This window comes from Ectothiorhodospira lacustris, assembly GCF_022227845.1.
GTDB lineage: Bacteria > Pseudomonadota > Gammaproteobacteria > Ectothiorhodospirales > Ectothiorhodospiraceae > Ectothiorhodospira > Ectothiorhodospira lacustris.
The window spans coordinates 336,452-358,971 of the sequence record NZ_JAJNQN010000001.1; the positions used below are offsets into that span (position 1 = coordinate 336,452).

21 protein-coding genes are annotated in these 22,520 nt (G+C 66.4%); 5 read left to right on the top strand and 16 right to left on the bottom strand.

From position 1 onward, the window contains the following. Positions 1-2 precede the first annotated feature (2 nt). Genes hda through LQ956_RS01570 form a run of 3 tightly spaced genes read right to left on the bottom strand, consistent with a single transcriptional unit; the run spans position 3 to position 2,492 of the window. Positions 3-701, bottom strand: coding sequence for a DnaA regulatory inactivator Hda (hda, locus tag LQ956_RS01560; RefSeq protein ID WP_238622012.1), 699 nt, complete (start codon positions 699-701; stop codon positions 3-5). 34 nt (positions 702-735) lie between these two features. Further along, positions 736-1,293: a CDP-alcohol phosphatidyltransferase family protein gene (locus LQ956_RS01565; protein WP_238622013.1), complete on the bottom strand. Its 558-nt coding sequence runs from the start codon at positions 1,291-1,293 to the stop codon at positions 736-738. Continuing rightward, positions 1,290-2,492, bottom strand: a complete 1,203-nt coding sequence (locus LQ956_RS01570) for a DUF2066 domain-containing protein (RefSeq protein ID WP_347402207.1) — start codon at positions 2,490-2,492, stop codon at positions 1,290-1,292. The genes LQ956_RS01565 and LQ956_RS01570 overlap by 4 nt, the downstream gene beginning before the upstream one ends. Before the next feature lie 116 nt (positions 2,493-2,608). Here LQ956_RS01570 and purM point away from each other — a divergent pair, with 116 nt between their 5' ends. From purM to LQ956_RS01590, 4 genes are read left to right on the top strand one after another with little or no spacing between them, the layout of a single operon-like run. Beyond that, positions 2,609-3,664, top strand: coding sequence for a phosphoribosylformylglycinamidine cyclo-ligase (purM, locus tag LQ956_RS01575; RefSeq protein WP_238622015.1), 1,056 nt, complete (start codon positions 2,609-2,611; stop codon positions 3,662-3,664). Continuing rightward, complete coding sequence (gene purN / locus LQ956_RS01580; RefSeq protein ID WP_238622016.1) at positions 3,664-4,341, top strand: phosphoribosylglycinamide formyltransferase; 678 nt, start codon at positions 3,664-3,666, stop codon at positions 4,339-4,341. The genes purM and purN overlap by 1 nt, the downstream gene beginning before the upstream one ends. Then, positions 4,277-5,092 carry a DUF3108 domain-containing protein gene (locus tag LQ956_RS01585; RefSeq protein WP_238622017.1) on the top strand — a complete coding sequence of 272 codons (816 nt, stop codon included), beginning with the start codon at positions 4,277-4,279 and terminating at the stop codon, positions 5,090-5,092. Before purN ends, LQ956_RS01585 begins: the two co-directional genes overlap by 65 nt. Next, entirely contained in the window at positions 5,079-6,503 is a 1,425-nt protein-coding gene (locus LQ956_RS01590) for a dihydrolipoyl dehydrogenase family protein (protein ID WP_238622018.1), read from the top strand. Before LQ956_RS01585 ends, LQ956_RS01590 begins: the two co-directional genes overlap by 14 nt. Positions 6,504-6,527: 24 nt before the next feature. Here LQ956_RS01590 and LQ956_RS01595 read toward each other — a convergent pair whose 3' ends face one another. From LQ956_RS01595 to pmbA, 3 genes are all read right to left on the bottom strand, one after another. Further along, positions 6,528-7,544: a peptidoglycan -binding protein gene (locus LQ956_RS01595; protein WP_238622019.1), complete on the bottom strand. Its 1,017-nt coding sequence runs from the start codon at positions 7,542-7,544 to the stop codon at positions 6,528-6,530. Positions 7,545-7,585: 41 nt separating this feature from the next. Next, positions 7,586-8,737, bottom strand: coding sequence for a flagellar motor protein MotA (locus LQ956_RS01600; protein WP_238622020.1), 1,152 nt, complete (start codon positions 8,735-8,737; stop codon positions 7,586-7,588). A 148-nt stretch (positions 8,738-8,885) separates the two neighbouring features. Then, complete coding sequence (pmbA, locus tag LQ956_RS01605; RefSeq protein ID WP_238629241.1) at positions 8,886-10,229, bottom strand: metalloprotease PmbA; 1,344 nt, start codon at positions 10,227-10,229, stop codon at positions 8,886-8,888. A 67-nt stretch (positions 10,230-10,296) separates the two neighbouring features. Between pmbA and yjgA the strand changes: the two genes are divergently transcribed. Next, complete coding sequence (gene yjgA / locus LQ956_RS01610) at positions 10,297-10,812, top strand: ribosome biogenesis factor YjgA (protein WP_238622022.1); 516 nt, start codon at positions 10,297-10,299, stop codon at positions 10,810-10,812. On the opposite strand, the gene tldD is transcribed toward yjgA, so the two are convergent. The 10 genes from tldD to LQ956_RS01660 form a co-directional block, all read right to left on the bottom strand. Beyond that, entirely contained in the window at positions 10,806-12,248 is a 1,443-nt protein-coding gene (gene tldD / locus LQ956_RS01615; RefSeq protein WP_238622023.1) for a metalloprotease TldD, read from the bottom strand. The genes yjgA and tldD overlap by 7 nt on opposite strands. A 141-nt stretch (positions 12,249-12,389) precedes the next feature. After that, complete coding sequence (locus tag LQ956_RS01620) at positions 12,390-13,214, bottom strand: carbon-nitrogen hydrolase family protein (RefSeq protein ID WP_347402060.1); 825 nt, start codon at positions 13,212-13,214, stop codon at positions 12,390-12,392. A 24-nt stretch (positions 13,215-13,238) separates the two neighbouring features. Beyond that, complete coding sequence (locus LQ956_RS01625) at positions 13,239-13,586, bottom strand: hypothetical protein (protein ID WP_238622024.1); 348 nt, start codon at positions 13,584-13,586, stop codon at positions 13,239-13,241. A 43-nt stretch (positions 13,587-13,629) separates the two neighbouring features. After that, entirely contained in the window at positions 13,630-17,463 is a 3,834-nt protein-coding gene (locus LQ956_RS01630) for a YhdP family protein (protein WP_238629242.1), read from the bottom strand. A 36-nt stretch (positions 17,464-17,499) separates the two neighbouring features. Next, positions 17,500-18,978, bottom strand: a complete 1,479-nt coding sequence (gene rng, locus LQ956_RS01635; protein ID WP_238622026.1) for a ribonuclease G — start codon at positions 18,976-18,978, stop codon at positions 17,500-17,502. Positions 18,979-18,988: 10 nt separating this feature from the next. After that, entirely contained in the window at positions 18,989-19,570 is a 582-nt protein-coding gene (locus LQ956_RS01640; RefSeq protein WP_238629244.1) for a Maf family protein, read from the bottom strand. A 60-nt stretch (positions 19,571-19,630) separates the two neighbouring features. Further along, positions 19,631-20,101, bottom strand: coding sequence for a 23S rRNA (pseudouridine(1915)-N(3))-methyltransferase RlmH (rlmH, locus tag LQ956_RS01645; RefSeq protein ID WP_238622028.1), 471 nt, complete (start codon positions 20,099-20,101; stop codon positions 19,631-19,633). Positions 20,102-20,107: 6 nt separating this feature from the next. Further along, complete coding sequence (gene rsfS / locus LQ956_RS01650; protein WP_238622029.1) at positions 20,108-20,506, bottom strand: ribosome silencing factor; 399 nt, start codon at positions 20,504-20,506, stop codon at positions 20,108-20,110. Between the two features lie 68 nt (positions 20,507-20,574). Next, positions 20,575-21,222 (bottom strand): nicotinate-nucleotide adenylyltransferase, encoded by a 648-nt coding sequence (gene nadD / locus LQ956_RS01655; RefSeq protein ID WP_238622030.1) that lies wholly within the window; start codon positions 21,220-21,222, stop codon positions 20,575-20,577. A gap of 18 nt (positions 21,223-21,240) precedes the next feature. Further along, positions 21,241-22,515 carry a glutamate-5-semialdehyde dehydrogenase gene (locus LQ956_RS01660; protein ID WP_238622031.1) on the bottom strand — a complete coding sequence of 425 codons (1,275 nt, stop codon included), beginning with the start codon at positions 22,513-22,515 and terminating at the stop codon, positions 21,241-21,243. Positions 22,516-22,520: the final 5 nt, after the last annotated feature.

Genomic DNA, 22,520 nt, shown 5'->3' on the forward strand with positions numbered 1-22,520 from the left:
GTTCAGGACGCCCCGCCCAGAATATGCTTCACAAACCGTACCGTCACCCGGCGCCGGGTGGACAGGGACTCCCTGTCCAGTTGGTCCAGCAGGGCAATCAGGGAGGGCAGGTCCCGGCGGTGGTGACGCAGCAGATACTCACAAACCTCCGGGGACAGCTCGAAGCCTCGCCGCCGGGACCGAGCCATCAGGGCCTCGCACTTGTGTACATCGGCCAGCACACGCAGCTGGAAGACCGGTCCCCACAACAGGCGTGAACGCAGATCCGGCAACGCGACCGGCAGGGACTGGGGTGCGGTGCGTGACGCCATCAGCAGGCGCCCACCGGAGTCACGCACGCTGTTGATCAGATTGAACAGCGCCTGCTCCAGATCCGGCTCCCAGGGCATCTCGTCCAGGTTGTCCAGGGCGATCAGATCCACCCCCTGCCAGCCCTGAAGCAGGTCGGAACCGGTCCCCGCCGTGATTCCCATCGGCAGATAGGCCACGCGCCCGCCCCACTCCGCTACCTCGTGACAGGCCGCATGCAACAGATGGGTCTTGCCCGCACCGGATTCACCGAACAGATAAAGCTGACGTTCACCCTTGCCGTGGGCCAGCCCCCTGACCGCCTCCGGGACCAGGGCTTGCCCCCCCGGATGAAAGGTCTCGAAATCCGTACCGTCACGCAGGGTGACATCCAGGGTCAGCTGACGGGCCATGAACCCCTCGGCACCGGGGCAGAGCGATCCCGGCTCATGCAGCGGAACGCCAGTGCAGGTAAGCCTTGCGTCCCCAGGTAAAGACATAGGCCAGACCGCTGCTCACGGTGGTGAACAACACCAGCATCAGCAGCCCATCCAGATACCAAGCGGGCAGCGCCAGAACACCGGCATTGATGATCACCGACAGCACCAGCACGATCTGAAAAAAGGTGTTGGCCTTACTGATGAAAAGCGGCTGCATTTCCAGACTGCGGGTCACCGCTCGGAAAGCCATCGCGCCCAGCACGATGACGGCATCCCGCGCCACCACCAAGGCGACCAGCCACCAGGGGAGCAACCCGGTCCAGGCCACGGTGAAATAGGTGCCCATCATCAGAATCTTGTCCGCCAGTGGATCCAGGTAGCCCCCCAATCGGGTGTACCACCCGTAGCGACGGACCAGCCAGCCATCCAGGCCATCCGACAGACCGGCAATGAGCAACAGCCACAACACCAATACGTACTGATGGGTGGCCAGGGCCCAGATGATGGGTCCCGTCAGGGCAATGCGCAGCAGGGTGATGACGTTGGGCAGCTGACGTAAATTCACCGCAGCAACCTGAACCCAACGGTTTCAATGCCGTCCACCGCCGTACCCGAGGACTCAGGCACCAGCGTGGAACCCAGCAAGGCGGCCCGTTCCAGATCACGCGCCCCTCCCCGCACCTGTAACAGAAACAGCGCCCGGTCCGACATCAAACCATGGGGCCGCAGACGGGACACCGCTGCCATGTCGCCCAGATAATTGACGACCCGGAGATAGTCCGCCAGGGAACTCACGCCACTGACGCTGACCATGATCCCGCCCCGATCCGTCTGCAGTCCGGCAACGGCCAGACGCTTCCCCAGATAATCCGCCGCCTGATGCATGGCCTGGGCCATCGCGGCCTCCTGAGTCTCACCGTCGCCCTGCCACTGTACGGATTCATCGCCGACAGACAACTGTATCCGCGCCAGCCAGCGACCGCCGGAAGGCTGCACCCGAGCCACCAGCACACCGCCGGGCCCATAACGACGGGACGCGTCCATCACAGGCTCATGGAACCCCCCCATCACATCGGCCAGGGTCACACGCCCCTGGTCTTCCAGATCCATGAGTGGGAACAACAGCGGCAGCCCCCGTTCCCGGGCGGTATGCTCCAGGGCGGATCTGGCCGGGTGATCATCGGTGGCCGAAACCAGCCGGCGCTCCTGACGATCCTGAACACCCAACCACACCAGCAGGGCGGGTCGATCCCCGGACCAGACCGGCAAGCCCGCATCCAGCAGGTGCTGTTCCACCGCACTGACATCGAAACGCACCCAGAGCAGACTGGTTGCTTCATCGGGACCGTCGAGATACCGGTATTGCTGGACATGGCGAGGGGCTTGTTCCAGCAGGGAGACGATCCGGGAATCATCCAGCATGTCGCGACGCCCCGTCAGCCGAACGACGACCTGGGCCAGGGCCCGGTTGAAGCCCTCCATGCGCTCCGGACGGTCTCGAGTGTCCACACTCACCTCGGCTTCCCCGAGTGAGGGGCCGGTGTCCGCGGACCCGACCAAGGGGACAGCCGGCAAAGCCGACAGCAGGAACAGCGTAGCAAGCAAGCGAAGCGAAACCAGGGTTCTCATAGGCTCGGGACTAGGGCTGCGGGCGTCGGACCCGTTAAAATAGCACAAAAGCCCCGTGCCAAGTCCGTCGGCCAAGGTTTTCGCACCTTGACCGGACCCGCGAAGATGGCTTGCCCCGTCCACCCTTGGTAACATCGCCGCCCTCCGGGCCGAAAATTCCGCTGGGTACAAGCTATCCGGCGGTTGCCTCCCATGGCAACCCGGCCCACAATCAGTTCATTGCACCCTCCCACGCAAGGTCAGAGTTTTCCATGGTCCAGAAAAACACTCCCCCCACCCAGGGCATCAGCTATCGCGATGCCGGCGTGGACATCGACGCAGGCAACGCCCTGGTGGAACGCATCAAGCCCCATGCCCAACGCACCCGGCGCCCCGGTGTCATGACGGGCCTGGGCAGCTTCGGTGCCCTGTTCGAGCTGCCCATTGCGGATTACAAGGAACCGGTCCTGGTCTCCGGCACCGACGGCGTGGGCACCAAGCTCAAGCTGGCCCAGCAACTGGGTCGCCACGACACCATCGGTATCGATCTGGTGGGCATGTGCGTGAACGACATCATCGTCCAGGGTGCGGAACCCCTGTTCTTCCTGGATTACTACGCCACCGGCAGCCTGGATGTGGACACCGCCGCGGACGTGGTCAAGGGCATCGCCGACGGCTGTGCCGAGAGCGGCTGCGCCCTGGTGGGAGGCGAGACTGCGGAGATGCCCGGCATGTACGCACAAGGTGAATACGACCTGGCCGGCTTTGCCGTGGGTATCGTGGAAAAGGCCCGCATCATCGACGGCAGCCAGGTCCGCCCGGGTGATGTGCTGCTGGGCCTGGCCTCCTCCGGCCCCCACTCCAACGGTTATTCCCTGATCCGCCGCCTGCTGGAGATCACCGGCGCGGACCTGGACAGCCCCTGCGGCGAAGTTACCCTGGGGGAGGCCCTGATGGCACCCACCCGCATCTACGTCAAACCCCTGCTCCAGCTGCTGCGGCAACAGCCCGTCCATGCCCTGGCCCACATCACCGGCGGCGGTATTCTGGAAAACCTACCCCGGGTAATGCCCGCCGGCACCGTGGCACGGGTTGATCCCCGGGCCTGGCCCTTGCCCCCGGTGTTCCAGTGGCTGCAGCAGGCCGGCGGCATCGAGGCGCGGGAGATGCTGCGCACCTTCAACTGCGGCGTGGGCATGGTCCTGGTGCTGCCCGAGGAAACCGTGGCCGCCACCGAAGCCCTGATGGCAGAGGCCGGCATCAAGAGCTGGCGCCTGGGTGGCATCGAGGCGGCGGACGGCGAAGCCCGCGTGGAGTTGGGCCGCTGATGCGTCAGAGTCCGTTACCCGGCATCGTCGTACTCATCTCCGGCTCCGGCACCAACCTGCAGGCGCTCATCGACGCCGTCGCGGACGGCCGCGTCCACGGCGAGATCCGCGCGGTGATCAGCAACCAACCCGAAGTGACGGGGCTGGACCGGGCCCGCCGCGCCGGCATCCCGGCCCAGGTGATCAATCACCGGGATTTCTCCGATCGGAGCGGCTTCGACCAGGCACTGATGGCAGCCATCGACCGGCACCAACCTGAGCTGGTGGTACTCGCCGGCTTCATGCGCGTGCTCACCCCGGCCTTCGTGGAGCACTACGATGGTCACCTGATCAATATCCACCCCTCCCTGTTACCGGACTTCCGTGGCCTACATACCCATGAACGCGCCCTGGAGGCGGGTGTCCAACAGCATGGCTGCAGCATCCACTTCGTCAACACGGAGTTGGACGGCGGGCCCGTCATCCTGCAGGCACGGGTGCCCGTGCTGATCGATGACACCCCACAGACCCTGGCGGCGCGGGTACAGCAACAGGAACACCGGGCCTATCCACAGGTGGTTCAGTGGTTCTGCCAGGGTCGACTGACACTCCGAAATGGACAGGTATGGCTCGATGAACAACCTCTGCAGGCTCCCCTTCAATTATCCGGCCCGGCCGTCCTCGCGGATACGCACTGACACCCTACCCTGGTGGTCACCGCGCCGGGCGGTGGTCGGCGCGGTACTGGCGACCCTCCTGCTGGGCGTGGGCATACCGGCAGCCCAGGCCCAGACCCTGCCCTTTGTCCCACCCTCCTATACTGCGGAATACCGGGCGCAGAAGATGGGTCTGTCGGTGGTGGCCCGGATCACGCTGACCCGGGAGGGGGAGCGTCTGCGCTACCGGGCAAGGGTCCGGCCCACCGGCATGCTGTCCTGGGTGCGCAATGACGAGATCATCGAACAGAGCATCCTGCGACTGACGCCCGCCGGGTTACGCAGCGAGGAATATCTCTACAGCCATACCGGCGCCAGCCGGGACCGGCGCACCGAGATCCGATTCGACTGGGAGGCCCTCAAGGCCGGCGGTACGCATAATGGCCAGGCTTTCGAGCTGGACATCCCGGAGCGGGCCATCGACCGCTTCGCCCTGCAGCTCTCCATGATCCACGATGTCTGGAGCGGCCAGCGCCGGTTCACCGAGACCATCGTGGAACGTAACCGTATCCGCACCTACGAGTTCACGGTGGGTGAGCCTGAAACCATCGACACCCCCATGGGCGCGGTGGAGGCCATTCCGGTCACCCGTTACAACGAAGAGCGGGACACCACCGTCAGTACCTGGTTCGCGCCCCGCCTCAACTACCTGCCGGTCCGCCTGGAACAGATGGAGGACGGCGAGCGGCTGGTCCTGACCATTCAGTCGGTGGAATGGCATGGTGACCGCTGACCCGCTGCCGGACCATGATCTGGCGGTCATCGGCTCCGGCCCCGGCGGCTACCGGGCTGCCGTGCTGGGGGCCTTGCGGGGCCTGTCCGTCGTCATCATCGAAAAATCGGACTGGGGCGGCTGCTGCCTGAATCGGGGCTGCGTGCCGAAGAAAGACTGGTATCACACCGCCCGACTGATGGCGGCCCAGGCACACTTTGCCGGGCGCGGCCTTGATGGACGGCTGCGGGCGGACCTGGACCGGGCCTGGCAGCATCAGCGCCGGGTGGTCGAGGGCATCCAGGCCCGCTACCTGGACTACCTGCGCCACCTGAAGGTCACCCGGCTCAACGGCCACGCCCGCTTTCTGGACGACCGGCACCTGTCTGTGGACACCCCCGATGGGCCAAGCCACCGGATCCGGGCTCGCCATATCATCATTGCCACCGGGGGGCACCCGGCGGTACCGACCCCGTTCGAGGCCATCCCCGGCAAGATCCTCACCACGGACATGCTGTTCGATGCGCCCCCGCCGGCGGGGGCGCGGGTGGCGGTGATCGGCAGCGGCGTGGTGGCCACTGAGTTTGCCTATATCTTCAGCCAACTGGGCAGGCAGGTCACCTGGCTGGCCCGTTCCCCCATGCTGCGTCGCCTGCCCCTGAGCCGGCCGGCCCGGGATGCCCTGACCCAGGCCCTGGCACGGCAAGGGCTGCACCTGCGTAGCGGGATCGGATTCGAGGCCGTCACGGCGGCCGAAGACGACGTCCGTCTGCACCTGACAGGGGGCGAGACCCTCGCCGTGGACTGGGTCTGCCTGGGGACGGGACGCCGCCCCCATACCGGGGGACTGGCGTTGGAGCGGGCGGGGGTCCGCACCGATCCACAGGGGTTCATCCGCCGCAATGACCTGCTGCAGACCGATGTCCCCCACATCTACGCCATCGGCGATGTGGCCTGCCAATGGATGACCGCCAACCACGCCCTGGCCGAGGCCACCGCCGTCATCGGCCACATCCGGGGCGGGCAGGCGCGGCATCTGGACCCCCTGCAGGTGCCCATGGTGGTCTACAGCGCCCTGGAGCTGGCGCGCCTGGGGATGGACGAGGCCATGGCGGAAGAGGCCGGACACGAACCGGCAGTGGGTTTTGCCGCCTTCGAGACCTCCCCCTGTGCCCTGGGCCAGGATGACACCGAAGGGTTCGTGCGTTTGATCGCGGACATGGATACCGGCGCCTTGCTGGGGGGGGAGATCCTGGGCGCACAGGCCGGTGAACTGATCCACCTGCTGTCTCTGGCCCCGGACCGGGACACGGCCCTGGCGTGGATCGCCCGGGGGGCCTTCAATCACCCCTCGCGAGCGGAAGAGATACTCAATGCGGCGGAAACCCTGGCCGGCAAATGGGGGCTGGAAGACCGGGTCTTCGGTCTCTGAAACCCGCCGGCCCGCGCCATCGGGTCACTGCTCCGGGGCGCTGGTCAGGCGCATCTCGATGCGCCGGTTGCGCGCCAGTGCCGCCGGCGTATCCGCCGGATCCAGGGGGTGAAATTCCCCATACCCCGCCGCCGCCAAGCGCCGGGGTGCCACCCCGCGATCGATCAGATAGTCCACGATCCGCTGCGCCCGGGCGGTGGAGAGCTGCCAGTTGGACGGAAACTGCTCGGTACGGATGGGCCGCCGGTCCGTGTGTCCCTCCACCATCAGCACCCAGTCGATATCTGCGGGGATGCGCTGTTCGATCTCCCGCACCAGCACCGCCACCCGGTCCAGCCGTGCCTGCCCTTCCACCTCCAGATCGGCGGAACCCGAGGCAAAGAACAACTCCGACTGGAAGCGGAAACGGTCGCCGACGATCTGGATATCCTCCACATCCGCCAGGGACTCCCGCAACCGACCGAAAAACTCCGAACGATACCGGGCCAGCTCCTGCACCCGGTCCGCCAGGGCGATGTTCAGACGCTCACCCAGATTCTCGACCTGCAACCGCTGGGCGGTGATCACCGCCTCCCGGGCCTCCAGGGCCTGATTGAGGGCGGTCAACTGCAACTGCACCTGCTCCAGCTGCCACTGCAATTGTTCCAGATCCGCCTGGGTCTCCGTCCCCAGGACCCGTTCCCGGGTCAGATCCGCCTGAATCTGCATCAGCATGCGGCGGTCGGCATCCTGCGCCTGCAGGGCCGCCTCTCGTTCCTCGAAGGTGGTCTGCAAGGTGGCGGTGAGGGCCTGGACGCGCCCTTCCAGGCGCACGTTGTCCACCTCCTTCAGGGCCAGGGTTCGGGACAACTCGCCGATACGATGATGCAGGGTCTCCACGGTCTGATCCCGCTGGAACAGCACACCGGAGAGAAAGAACTGGGACACCACGAACAGCATGAGCAGGAAGACGAAGACCAGCACCACGGTGGCCAGCACGTCCACGAACCCGGGCCAGATGTCCAGGGAGGCACGACTGCGGCGGCGGCTGGAGGGCAGCATGGGTGATCAGTGGGTTCCGGATGGCGTCGCTGAACGGCCCGTCATTCCCGCTCCCGCCCCCCTTCACCCAAGCGCGCCGCGGTGCGGGTCATCAGACGAACCTCGTCGCGCAGCACGCTGATGAACTGGCCCCGGTCCTCGCTCAGCTGCACCCGCAACTCCGCCAGGGTATCGGCCACCCGGGACAGGTGCCGGCCCATCTCCTGCTCGCTGTCGGAGCGGGCGCCGGTGGCCTCGGCCAGTCGCTCCAGCACCCCTTGCAGTTCCGACTGGGTGCGGGCCAGCCCGAGCATGGCCTTCTGCTCGCCGCGGACCAGTTGGGCCACCTCGGCCACCTCCTGCGTGAGGGCGATCAGACGCTGATCCGTGAGCCGTCGCTCTTCTTCCCCCCGGGCCATCAGGCGCTGGAGCTTGTCGAGACTGTCGGAGGTCTGTTCCAGCAAGGCCTGGATATAGGCCGGGACCGTGCCCTCCCCCTCCGACACCAGGGCGCCGGTGGACAGGCGGGTGAGCCCCGAGAGCCATTCCTCCAGTTCATTGTAGAAGCGGTTCTGGGCGTGACCCGCCTGCAGATCCACGAAGCCCAGGACCAGGGCGCCGGCCAGCCCGAACAGGGAGGAGCTGAAGGCGGTCCCCAGTCCCGAGAGGGGTTTTTCCAGCCCGCTTTGCAAGGCGGCAAAGGCCGCGTTCATGTCCTCGCCGCCGATGCCCAGATCCGAGATCACCGCCCCCACGCCCCGCAGGGTATCCAGCAGGCCCCAGAAGGTCCCCAAAAGCCCCAGAAAGACCAGCAGGCCGATGAAATAACGGGACAGGTCGCGGGATTCATCCAGGCGCATGCGAATCCCGTCCAGCAGGGTGCGCATGGAAATGGTGGACAGGGTGAACTGATCGCCGCGACGCCCGGTGAGCAGGCGGGCCATGGCCCCCAGCAGGCGGGTGCGAGGGAGCTGGGCGGCCTCCGGGAGATCGCTGCCGCGGAAGGCCTCGATCCAGCGCACCTCGGGATTAAGGATCAGCACCTGCCGGTAGTTCACCACCAGGCCCACCAGCAGCACGAACAGGATCATGCCGTTGAAGGCCGGGTTGGCCAGGAAGGCCGCCAGCAGGGGGCCGGACAGCAGCAACGCGGCCGCCAGGACCGCGAGCAGGAAGACGCTCATCCAGATGATGCTGTCCCTGGTCTTGCGCATGCGATGGCTCCCCCAGCCGGATGATCCCGAAATGGAGATAATAACCCGGCAACCCTACCGGCCCCTCCCCCTCTCTCCCACAAGGGAAGAAGGGCTTAATGGTAACAGGGCGGCGGGTGGACTTGTCGTGGAACCGGTCGGTTTTTGATCAGTCGCCGGCGATGGTGAGCCCGTCGATCAGCAGGGAACCGGTACGGATATTGGCCCGCTGGTCCACATCCGCCCCCACAGCCACCAGGTTCATGAACATGTCCTTGAGATTGCCCGCCACGGTGATCTCCGAAACCGGATACAGGATCTCGCCGTTTTCCACCCAGAACCCGGCGGCGCCCCTTGAATAGTCGCCGTTGACCATGTTGATGCCGTGGCCGATCAGCTCGGTTACCAGCAGCCCCGTGCCCATCTCCCGCAGCAGGGCCTGGGCATCCTGAGTGCCCGGATCAATGGTGAGGTTGCGCAAACCGCCTGCGTTGCCCGTGGTCTGCATGCCCAGTTTGCGTGCCGAGTAGCTGTCCAGGGCATAGGACTCCAGACGGCCGTCACGGACCAGATCCCGGGCCCGGGTGGCCACCCCCTCGCTGTCGAAGGGGGCACTGCCCAGGGCGCGGGGGATATGGGGTTGCTCGTGGATGTGCACGAACTCGGGGAAAATCTGTTCCCCCAGCCGGTCCACCAGGAAGGAGGACTTGCGATACAGGGCACTGCCGCGGATGGCGGCGACGAAGTGCCCCAGCATGGAACGGGCCACATCCGGGGCGTAGAGTACGGGATAGCGGCGGGTGGAAAGACGGCGGGCGTTGAGACGACGTACCGCCCGGTGGGCCGCCTCGATACCCACGGACTCGGGGGTATCAAGGCCGCCGGCCTCCCGGGCCACGGTATACCAGTAGTCCCGCTCCATGCTGCCGCCGTCCCCCGCCAGCACGGAACAGCTCAGGGAATGCCGGGTGGCGGCATAGCCACCGACAAAACCATGGGTGTTGCCGTAGACGGCGGTGCCGCGAAAGGTATTCACGCTGCCGCCTTCCGAATTGACGATCCGGGCATCCTCGGCGCGGGCCGCGGCCTCGCAACGACGGGCGATCTCGATGGCGGCATCGGCCTCCAGGTCCCAGGGGTGATCCAGGTCCAGGGCGGGATAGTCCCGGGCCATGAGCTGGGCATCGGCCAGGCCGGCAAAGGGGTCTTCGGCGGTATAGCGGGCGATCCGGCAGGCGGCCTCCGCCACCTCCCGCAGGGACTGGGCGCGCAGGTCGGAGCTGCTGGCGGAACCCTTGCGCCGACCGATGTAGACGGTGACGCCCACGCCCTGGTCGCGGTGAAACTCCAGGGTCTCCACCTCACCCAGGCGAACATTGACCGACAGGCCGGTATCGTGGCTGACGGCCACCTCGGCGGCCGTGGCCCCGGCGCGACGGGCTTCGTCCAGGACCTGCCCGACGAGGTGTTCCAGCGCCTGCGCATCAAGAACCGGGGTCTGGGGTGCGGACATGAGATCTCCTTGGTAATGCGTGTGGGTGATGCTCGTTGAAGGGCGTCTTCGGGATACACTATGCCCCATGACGACCGATGATGAATTTGATGAATTCGACCGCCCCAGCCGCGGCGCCCGCAAGCGGGAGGCTCAGGCCGCCAAGGACCTGGGCGAGGCCCTGCTGGCGCTTTCCGAGGCGGACCTCAAGGCCCTGGATCTGCCGGAACGCCTGCTGGAGGCCATCCGCCACTGCCGCGACCTGCGCAAGGAGGCCCTGCGACGCCAGCGCCAGTATATCGGCAAGCTGATGCGCCAGGTGGACACCGCCCCCATCCAGGCAGCCATCGAGGCCCGGGAGGCGGCGCGGCGCGCCCAGGCCCGACAGTTCCACCGGATGGAGCAGTGGCGGGACCGCCTGGTGACCGAGGGAGAGACGGCACTGGCCACCTTCTGCGATGAGTACCCCCGGGTGAACCGCAAGCGGCTGACCGCGCTGGCGACCGATGCCCGTTCGCAACGTCCCGGCGCATCCCGGGCCCTGTTCCGCCTGGTGTCCGAAACGATGCAGACGGTGGACGCCCCACCCCACGACGGTCAGTGACTGGTGCCGCCCACCGTCAGGCCGTCCACCCGCAGGGTCGGCTGCCCGACCCCCACCGGGACGCTCTGACCTTCCTTGCCGCAGGTGCCCACGCCGCTATCCAGGGCCAGGTCATTGCCCACCATGGAAATCCGGCTCATGACCTCGGGGCCGTTGCCGATCAAGGTGGCGCCCCGTACCGGCCGGGTCACCTTGCCGCCCTCAATGAGATAGGCCTCGGAGGCGGAGAAGACGAACTTGCCGGAGGTGATGTCCACCTGGCCGCCGCCGAAGTTCACCGCATAGAGTCCCTTGTCCACCGAGGCGATGATCTCGCCCGGATCATGGGCCCCCGCCAGCATGTAGGTATTGGTCATGCGGGGCATGGGCAGATGGGCATAGGACTCGCGGCGACCGTTGCCCGTGGGCGCCAGGCCCATCAGACCCGCGTTGAGTCGATCCTGCAGGTAGCCCTTGAGGATGCCGTCTTCGATCAGCACCGTGGACTGGGTGGGGATGCCTTCATCATCCACGTTCAGTGAACCACGTCGCCCGGCCAGGGTGCCGTCATCCACCACCGTCACCCCGGGCGCCGCCACCTTCTGCCCCATCCGGCCACTGAAGGCCGAGGTGCCCTTGCGGTTAAAGTCGCCTTCCAGGCCGTGGCCCACCGCCTCGTGGAGCAGCACACCGGGCCAGCCGGACCCCAGCACCACGGTCATGGTCCCCGCCGGTGCCTCGTCCGCCTCCAGGTTCACCAGGGCCTGACGCACCGCCTCCCGGGCATAGCCCAGACCCCGCTCCTGATCCAGGAAGAATTCATAGCCGCTGCGCCCGCCGCCGCCGCTGGAACCCTGCTCCCGGCGGCCGCCGTCCTCCACGATCACATGCACGTTCAGGCGCACCAGGGGCCGCACATCCGCCGCCACCGTGCCGTCGGTATGCATCACCAGCACCAGCTCATGGACACCGGCCAGGCTGACGATCACCTGGCTCACCCGAGGGTCCTGACGCCGGGCTTCCGCGTCCAGACGCTGCAGCAGATCGATCTTGGCATTTTCATCCAGGGTCCCCAGCGGATCCACCGGCAGATACAGCCGGTGCCCCGCCTCGCGACGACGTACCGGCACCGTGCCGTCCCGATGATCCCGACCGATGGCCCGCGCCGCCCGCGCCGCCTCCATCAGGGATGGCAGCAAGATTTCGTCGGAATAGGCAAAGCCGGTCTTGTCGCCGGAGAGGGCACGCACCCCCACCCCCTGCTCGATGTTGTAGCCGGCATCCTTGACGATGCCGTCTTCCAGCATCCAGGACTCGTGGCGAGAGACCTGAAAATACAGATCGCCCCCATCCAGCCCGGGGCCACACAGGGTTCCGAGCACCCGGTCCAGATCGGCCTCGGTCAGGCCGGCGGGTTCCAGCAGATGCAGATGGGCGGTATCCAGGGCGTGGGTCATGAACAGGGCCTTTGGTCGGTGACTGTGCGGATCAGACAGGGTGCGTGGTGCAAGGGGCTTTGATGTCAGTTTTGGGCCGCGGCGGCATCATTTCAAGCCCTCAAAAGGCAAGGGATCTGTGCCGCCGCATCACCCACCGGTTCAACCCAGGCTGCAGGACAGCCGGCGATGGTAGATGGACGGGAAACTGCGGCGGATGGACTGCTGCCGCTCCCGGTCCAGCGTCCCGGTAACCACACCGGAGCCCCGCGGCAGACGATCCAGCACGTTGCCCCAGGGGTCCACCACCATGCTGTCCCCGTGGGTCTCGCGACCGTTCACGTGATAGCCGCCTTGGGCGGCCGCCACCACATAGACCTGGTTCTCAATGGCCCGAGCCCGTACCAGAGCCTCCCAATGGGCGCGGCCGGTCACGGCGGTGAAGGCCGCCGGCAGCACCACGATTTCCGCGCCCCGGTCCAGCAGTCCCCGGTACAGTTCCGGGAACCGCAGGTCATAGCAGACCGACAGCCCCATCACACCGAAGGGGGTCTCCACCACCACCACCTGATTACCGGCCTCAATGGTCTCGGATTCCTCGTAGTGTTCATCGTTGTCCGGCAGGTGCACATCAAACAGATGGATCTTGTCGTAACGACCCACCATCCGGCCCTGGTCATCGTAGACCAGACAGGCCGCATGGACCTTGCCCGGGTCCGCGCATGCCATGGGCACCGTACCCCCGACCAGCCAGACCCCGTGACGCCGGGCCTGTTCCGCAAGGAAGTCCTGGATAGGGCCCTGTCCCGGCGCTTCCCGCACACCGACCTTGTCATGCTCGGACATCCCCATGAGGGCGAAGTTTTCCGGCAGGACCACCAGGCGGGCATCTGCCTGCGCGGCCTGGGTGATCAGGCGTCCGGCTTCCTGAAGATTGGCACTCAGGTTGGTCCCCGAGGCCATTTGAATGGCAGCGGCAATCGTCACATTAATTCCCTTGGCTATTGCGGTTCAGGGTAGGGGTTGCAGAGAGAGTTCCATCCGGCCGGCCATGCCCTCCCCCGAGACACGGATGATGTCTGCGGAAGGGACACCCAGTGCCACCAGCCAGTCCTGTAGTTCCGAGGCCCACAACCGCCCCTGCTCACCCGGCGGATGCCGCAGGATCACTTGCCCGCCGCCCCGGGCCTCATAGCGGGAGAGCAGGCTGCGCAGGGCAGGTTCGGCCACCAGGGAACCGGCGTCACGGGGCTGGGTCCAGACATCGGCATCGAGGGTAAAGACAGGCTCATCCGCCGGCAGGAGAAGGGGAAAACACAGCAAAATCAGGGGCAGGCCCCGGCGCAGGATCGGCAACATGGCGCTACTATAGCAACAGTGTGGTCAAAATGACGACAGTGCCTCAGTAACCTCGTCCCTCGGGGGTCCGGGCCACCGCCTCCACCCGTGGTGACGACCAGTCTCCGGTCACCCGGTACTCCACCCGGGCCGCCTCGTCGATGCGCTCCCCCACCCCCAGCACCCGGTCGAAGACGAAGACCGCCAGGCCCGCCACCGGACCGCCCAGCAGGGCGCCGGCCAGAGGTAGGGTACTCTTCACGCTCGGGGTCACGGTAATGGTCTGATCATAATCCCTGGCCTCCACCCCGGTGCGCCCCTGGATAAGGATGCGGGCCGCCGGTCCCTGGATGCTCAGATCATCGGTGTACACATTGCCCCGGCTAAGCTGGAAGGCCCCCTGCAGACGGTCGAAGACAAACCCGCGCTGGAAAAAGTCCCGAAAATCCAGGGCCAGGCGCCGGGGTATGAGATCAAGGCTGAACAGCCCCAGCAGACGGCCGGCACCGGGGTCCACCTCGGTCAGGCGCCCGTCCTCCACCCGCACCCGGCCCTCGCCCTCAAGGCCGGACCAGCCTACGTGGGCAGGGGTATCGGGCCAGTGCAGCCGCGCCTGCAGCGCGGCCTTGCCGCCACTGAAAACATGTTGAAAACCCAGCAGGCTCAGACTCCGCCCCAGATCATCAGTCTCCAGGGTCAGTTGCAGCAGCGTCTCGTGAGCATCTTCGGCCCGCCGGTGCCAATGCCCCCGGATCTCGCCCCGGGTCAGGCCCTCCTCGTCGGAAAGAGACAGGCTCCGGATCTGCAGGCCATCGGCCACCGCATCCGTCTGCAGTAAAAGATCTTTCAGACGATGTCCCTGCAGCACCAGCCGCTGGGCGGTCAAACGCACCGGCGGCAGGCGGCCGGGGTCAACCCGAGGCCGATCGCCGCCGGTTTCCGCCGCCGGGCCTTCCAACCGGTCCAGATCCAGCAACTCAAGGTCCATGACCAGAGCCTCCCCATCCTGGAGGGGCCACTGGATGCGACCCAACATCAGGGGGGATGCCACCTGCGCATCCCAATGTGCCGGGTGTCGGCGGGCATGGAGGCTCAGGTCATCAATGCGCCGCCCCATGACCTGCAGGCGATCCAGATGCAGATCCAGTTCCCTGAGCCCCCCTTCCCGGCCGACCAGTTCCATCTCTCCGATGTCGTCCAGCACCGCCAGCCAATCATCCAGCGACACCCCCGAGAGACTGCCTCTGATCCTGAAACCCTGCGCCGGCAGGACAGCGGCCTGGCCGCCCAGACGCAACTCTCCCCGCTGCAATCCACCTTCCTCATCAAAGGTAAACAGGGCACGTAGATCCTCTCCCAGCGTCACCCGTACCGGTGTCTTCTCGTCCCGCGCCAGAGGGATTCGCACCGCCAGGGCGCGCGGTGCCTGCGGGGTCTTTGCCAGCGGCAGGGGCAGATCGGAGCGGACGCCCACCAGGTCGGACGACAGACTCAGCACCCCCTGCTGCAACCCCCCAGGCGACGGCACGCTCAGCTGTGCCTCCCAGCGGGAATCCCCTTCCAGCCGGGCCAGCCAAGGCTCGGGCGCGATGTCGCGCAGTAATTCCCGGATCGGTTGGGGACCCGCGGCCCGGACCTCCAGGGCACCGGCGGGACTGCGGTCCAGCTGTACGCTGATGCGGGCATCGTTGAACCGGGCGGACACGTCACGGGCCCGGGCACTGCGCTCGGTGAAATCCACTACGCCACGCACCGCCTCCAGGACCAGCGGGGGATCCGCCAGGGACAGCCGGTTGCCATCCAGGGTCAGGCGCCCCTTGACCGTATCCGGCCGTACCTGATCGTCACGGTCCTGCAGCGGGATGTCGATGCGCAGCTCCAACCCCGCCTCGCCGCGGACCGAAACCCCGTCCAGCAGCGTCTCCAACCCCTCCCCCAGGGGGCTCCGGGTGACGAAACTCAGATAGTCCCGCGCCGGACCCTGCGCCCGTCCCTCGATGTTTAGCACGGGACTTTCAAGATCCTCGATCCGTACCTGGGCATCCTGAATCCGGGCATCGAAGACGCGGCCCTGGCCGCCGTGAATCCACATGCCCTGGTTACGAAACTCCAGAGTACCCGAGACCCCTTCCAGGCGCGGCCAACCGGCTTCATAGTCCAGCACCCCCTCTTCCACCCTGGCGATGGCCTGGAAGACCCCTTCATCTTCGCGGAAGGGAAAATCACTGAACCGTCCCCGGAACAGCAGACCGCCCTCGATGACCCGACCACCCAGGATGCCGCGGCTCAGCCAGGCATGGGTCTTTTCCGGCAGGATGTCTCGAGGTAGATAGTGTGCCGTCCTGGCGCCGTCACCCTCGGCAAAGGACACCTGCAGGTCCATGCCGGGCTCATCCCCCAGTTGGATCACTCCCTGCCCCCGGGCCTGCAGGTCCGCATTGGCCAGCACCACTCCGTCCAGATGCAACCGGGGCACGTCAGGCCCCGGCGTCCAGCGCACCAGGCCCTGCAGGGTATCGGCCCGGAGCTCGTGGTCGAACAGGGTGGGCAGCGTCATCCCCAGACTGGTGCTGTCCAGCCACAGTTCGCCCCCCGCATCGGTGAAGGCAAAGGCACCATCCGCCCCCTCGATCCCCGGCAACACCGTCCAGGGAGACATGCCCGCCCCCTGAAACCGCCCATCGGTGACGAAACGAGCATCACCGCCATGGGGCAGGGTCATCGCCAGACGGGTTTCCGTCAGCGTGCCCTTGGGCGACAGCGCCACGAGCTGGGACTGGAAGGGATTGTCCAGCCAGGGCTGATGCAGGATCAAAGGCACCAGATCCTCCAGGCGCAGATAGTCCAGCCAGGCGTTCACCTGGACGCCCCGGGCATCTTCCACCACGCTCAGGTCCAGGCCGCCGCCCGGCCAGTCATCCCCGTCCCGTGACAACCTCAGCCCATCGACCCGCAGATCCCAGCCGCCTTCACGGGCGTACCACAGGCCCCGTCCTTCCAGTATCCCCAGCACCGGCGCGGGCAGGTCCGAGTCCGGCCGGGACACCATGGCCAGGTCCCGCAGCCCCAGTTCCAGATAAGCCCGCTGCAGATCGCCCTTGCGCCAGTGCAACCAGAGCCGACCGTCCAGGCGGCCGGTCCGCAGACCCAGCGCGGCCCGGGTGTCCTCGGGCAGCCCCGCCAGCTCCAGCCCACCGGCCTGGATAAAGACCTTGCCGCTCCAGTCATCCCACTCTCCGTCGTGGTTCAGGTCCATGCCCACCCGGAACGACCGACCCAGCTCATCCGGCAGGAAGACCTCCCCGGCCATACGTGCGCGACGGGGTTCCAGTGCGATGTCCAGGTTCAGGTCATCAAACTGGTAATCGATGCCCAACCGCCGGTCCTCCCAGCGCAGACGGCTCCCGCTCAGGGTGAAGGCGCGGCCCGCCAGCAGGGCCAGCACATCCGCCGACGGCATGGATCCCGCATCCTCATCGCGCCGGGGCAATACCGGGTCGGCACCGTGCACCCGCACCCGGCCGGACTCGTCCCGTTGCAGGTGCAGATCGGCCCCACGCACCTGCACATGCCCCAACACCAGCCGACCCTGTCGCAGGCTGCGCCACGGGGAGAACCCCAGATCCAGGTGATCCACCACCAGGATCGGCCCTGTCTCGTCGGCAGTGTAGACGTGGACATCGGAGACCGTGACACGGGGAGACAGAACACGCCACCGGGCACGCAACGTCCCCACCTCAACCCGGTGGCCGGACTGCTCGGCAAGCACCCGCTCCAGTGGTGCACGCAGGCCGTCCAGCTGAGGTACGATCAGCCGCAGGCCCACCACCAGCGTCGTGAGGACCAGCAGGCTGATGACCAGGATACGCAGGCTGACGGCCAGGGCGGGTCTGAGCAAGCGGCGGACTCCTCAAGGTCCGGGGCGGGAGGGGACTTACAGGAGCACGACGTCGAACTGCTCCTGAGTGTAGAGGCTCTCTACCTGGAAACGGATGGGGATGCGGATGAATTCCTGCAACTGGGCAACGCTGGCGGACTCTTCGTCCAACAGCAGGTCCACCACCGGCTGGGAAGCCAGCACCAGCAATTCCCGGGCGTCGAACTGGCGGGCCTCGCGCAGGATCTCGCGGAACATCTCGTAGCAGACGGTCTCGGCGGATTTCACGTAGCCGCGCCCCATGCAGGTGGGACAGGGCTCGCAAAGCAGATGTTCCAGGCTTTCGCGGGTGCGCTTGCGAGTCATTTCCACCAGCCCCAGGGGCGAGACGTCGCAGATCTGACTCTTGGCATAGTCCTTTTCCATCGCCTTTTCCAGGGAGCGCAGCACCTGACGTTTGTGGTCCTCCTGGGTCATGTCGATGAAGTCGACGATGATGATGCCCCCCAGATTGCGCAGGCGCAGCTGCCGAGCGATGGCCTGGGCCGCTTCCAGGTTGGTCTTGAAGATGGTTTCTTCCAGATTGCGATGACCGACGAAGGCGCCGGTGTTGATGTCGATGGTGGTCATCGCCTCGGTCTGGTCAAAGATCAGATACCCGCCGGACTTGAGCTCCACCTTGCGTTCCAGGGCCTTCTGGATCTCGTCTTCCACGTTGTAGAGATCAAAAATGGGGCGCTCGCCGGGATAGTGCTCGATCCGGTCCAGTAATTCGGGCACGTACTGAGCGGCGAATTCGCTCACCCGCTGCACCGTCTCCCGGGAATCGATGCGGATCTTTTCCAGCTCCACCCCCACCATGTCCCGCAAGATCCGCAGGGTCAGCGGCAGGTCCACGTAGACCTCGGAACCGGCCCGGACCTTCTGCGCAGCCTGCTGTATGGTCTGCCAAAGCTTGGCCAGGAAGATCATATCGTTGCGCAGGGCCTCCAGGGGGGCCGCCTCGGCGGCGGTGCGCACGATGAAGCCGTGGCTACAGCCCAGTTCCGCCTGCAGACCTTCCACCGTGCCCTTGAGCCGGGCACGCTCGGTGTCCGTCTCGATGCGGGTGGAGATGCCCACGGTGGTGTTGCCGGGCATCAGCACCAGGTAGCGGGAGGGTACGGTGATGTAGGTGGTCAGGCGTGCCCCCTTGGTGCCCAGGGGATCCTTGATCACCTGGACCAGGATGTCCTGGCCTTCCCGCAACAGGCGCTGGATGGACTCGGTACGCTCGGTCTCGCCCCCCTGCAGCTCTTCCCGCTCCACCGGGGCCACGTCGGAGGCATGCAGAAAGGCGGCCCGCTCCAGACCGATATCCACAAAGGCGGCGTCCATGCCCGGCAACACCCGGCTGACCCGCCCCTTGTAGATGTTGCCCACCAGCCCCCGGCGTCGAGCTCGTTCCATGCTGAGTTCCATCAACACGCCGTTTTCCACCAAGGCCACGCGGGTCTCCTGGGGGGTGACGTTCATTAGGATTTCCGTGCCCATCATCGGGGTGCCTTCAGGTTTGATTATCAATGCCGGATTTTAGACCGCAGCGGTGGAGAAGTTCCCCGGTCTCGAACAGGGGCAATCCCACCACGCCGGAGTAACTGCCCTCGATATGGGCCACGAACAGAGCCCCCAATCCCTGGATTCCGTAGGCCCCCGCCTTGTCGGCCGGTTCCCCGGAAGCCCAGTAGGCGCTCATGTCATCGGGACTCAGAACCCGGAAACAAACCCGGGTGGTGGACAGGGCCTGGTGACAGATCCCCTGGTGGATCAGGGCCACGGCGGAGAGGACGGTGTGGCTCCGTCCGGAGAGGCGACCGAGCATGGCCATGGCATCCTCCCGGTCCCGGGGCTTGCCCAGGATATCACCGTCAAGGCTGACCACGGTGTCCGCCCCCAGTACCGGCAGGGGACTGGGGGCGGACTCGTAACCCGCCCAGGCCTTGGCGGCGGCCATGCGCCGGGCGAAGTCGGCCGGGGATTCCCCGGCCTGGGGTGTCTCATCCACGTCCACCGGGTGCGCCCGCCAGGCCACGCCGATCTGGTCCAGCAGTTCACGCCGGCGGGGCGAGGCAGAGGCAAGGATGAGCATGGGCGAATCTCCGGATCATGCATCAAGGTAGACGGCCGGCTGTGGCAGTAGGGCCGTTGGTCACGCCCGATGATAGGGGTGATTACGCAACAGACTCCAGCCACGGTAGATCTGTTCCGCCAGGATCACCCGCACCAGAGGATGAGGGAAGGTCAGCGGCGACAGGGACCATTTGAAATCCGCCCGGCTCCGGCAGGCGTCGGACAGGCCGTCGGCGCCCCCCACCAGCAGGGCCACGTCGCGGCTCGACTGCATCCACTGATCCAGTTGCCGGGACAGGCCCGCGGTATCCAGGCCGCGGCCCTTCTCATCCAGGGCCACCACCCAGCAGTCACGGGGCACCGCCGCCAGTAGACGCTCGCCTTCCTCTTCCCGCAGGCGCGCCACCGGGGCGTTGCGCCCCCGACGGGGCGAAGGGATCTCCCGCAATTCCAGGCTACATTCCGCGGGCAGGCGCCCGGCATATTCCTGATAGGCCTCGGTCACCCAGCCGGGCATGCGGGTGCCCACGGCCAGCAGGTGGATGCGCACCCCGGCCTAGCGGCGCAGACGGCGCAGGGCCGCGGCCGGAGAGTCCTCGTCCTCATCGTCATCCGGAGCCGCCTGCAGGGATTCGTCCGTCAGCCACAGCTTTTCCAGATTGTAGAAGTCGCGGACCTGGGGCAGCATCACGTGGACTACCACGTCGTCCAGGTCCACCAGCACCCACTCTCCTTCCCGTTCGCCTTCGGCGCCCAGGGGCTGGATACCAGCCGCCTTCACCTTGACGATGACATTGTCGGCCAGGGACTTCACGTGGCGGTTGGAAGAGCCGGAGGCAATCACCATGGCATCGGTGATGGCGGTCTTGCCCCGTACGTCAATACATTTGACGTCCTGGGCTTTCATGTCATCCAGGGCCTGGAGGACGATCTGGGTCAGTTGTTCTGTCTGCATGCATCCCTCTGGGAAAGCGGTGAAAGATAAAGCCAGGATAATACTGCCGGCACGTCATACCGATCGGGTCAGCCTGGGTTGCCCGTGCTACAGGCCCGATAGAGGCCGTGCCGATGAATGTACGTCAACACCGGTTCAGGCAGCAGGAACCTTGGACTGCCCCCCCGGGCCACCCGATCACGAATGGCGGTGGCGGAGATGTCCAGCTGGGTCACGGGCACGCACAGGATACGCCCCGCGGGCGCGGCGCGCAGGTCGGCGGGATTTTCAGCACGTCGGGCGGCGGCCCGGTCTTCCAATGCCGCAGGCTCGTCACTGCCCGGCCGGTGGGCCACCACGAGGTGGGCCAGGCTGGACAGATCCTGCCAGCGATGCCAGGAGGACAGCCCGGCAAAGGCATCCATGCCCAGAATGAGGCACAGGGGCACCGCCGCACCCAGCTCCCGGCGTAGGCTCTCCAGGGTGTCCACGCTGTAGGAAGGACCGTCCCGTTCCAGCTCCCGCCGGTCCACGCTGAAACCGGGGTGAAGCGCCACGGCCTGCTCCACCATGGCCAGGCGATGGCTCACGTCGGCCTCGGGCCGGCGCCGGTGGGGCGGCAGACCACAGGGAATGAAGCGTAGCTCATCCAGGCCCAGGTGCTCCTGGATCTCCAGCGCCGGACGCAGGTGCCCGAAATGGATGGGATCGAAGGTGCCGCCCAGGATGCCGATCATGGCTCCCCGAACCCGGGCTCACCCACGCACATGGCCGTCCCCCAGCACCACGTATTTCAAGGTGGTCAGGCCATCCAGACCCACCGGGCCGCGGGCGTGGAGCTTGTCGGTACTGATGCCGATCTCGGCACCCAGACCATATTCGAAGCCGTCGGCAAAGCGGGTAGAGGCATTCACCATCACCGAGCTGGAATCCACTTCCCGCAGGAAACGCCGGGCCAGGGTGTAGTTTTCCGTGATGATGGTGTCGGTGTGGTGGGAGCCATGGTGATTGATGTGTTCAATGGCCTCGTCCAGACCGGGCACCACCCGGATGCTCAGGATCGGGGCCAGGTATTCCGTCTGCCAGTCCTCTTCGGTGGCTTCGATGATATCCGGCAGGAAGGCACGGGTGCGGGCACAGCCCCGCAGTTCCACCCCCTTGTCGTCGAACAGAGGCTTGAGGGCGGTCAGTACCCGGGGCGCAATGGATTCGGCCACCAGCAGGGTTTCCAGGGTGTTGCAGGTGCCGTAGCGCTGGGTCTTGGCATTGAGGGTGACCCTGACGGCCTTGTCCAGATCCGCGTGGTCATCGACGTAGACGTGACAGATGCCGTCCAGGTGCTTGATCACCGGGATCAGGGACTCCTCGCTGACCCGGGCAATGAGGCCCTTGCCGCCCCGGGGGACGATCACGTCCACATGATCCTTGAGACGCAGCAAGGCCCCCACCGCGGCCCGGTCCGTGGTACCCACCACCTGCACCGCGTCGGCGGGCAGACCGGCCCGTTCCAGACCCTCGCGGATACAGTCGGCCAGGGCACGGTTGGAGTGGAAGGCCTCGGAACCGCCGCGCAGGATGGCGGCATTGCCGGATTTGAGGCACAGGCCGGCGGCATCCACGGTGACGTTGGGCCGGGACTCGAAGATGATGCCGATGACCCCCAGGGGGACACGCATGCGGCCCACCTGTATGCCGCTGGGGCGGTAGTTGAGATCGGAGATGGCGCCCACCGGGTCCGGCAGAGCGGCGATCTGGCGCAGACCCTCGGCCATGGTGCCCAGGCGCTCGGGATTGAAGGCCAGGCGATCCAGCATGGCGGCATCCAGGCCGTTTCTTTCACCGGCCTCCAGGTCCTTGCGGTTTTCCGCCATCAGGGGCTCGGCCCGGACCTCGATCAGCTCCGCCATGGCCAGCAGGGCCGCATTCTTGGCGGCGGTATCGGCGCGCAGCAGGACCCTGGAGGCCGCGCGGGCCTGTCGGCCCAGCTGCAGCATGTAGTCGTTGATGTTCTCGATCACGATGTCTGCCATCTTCG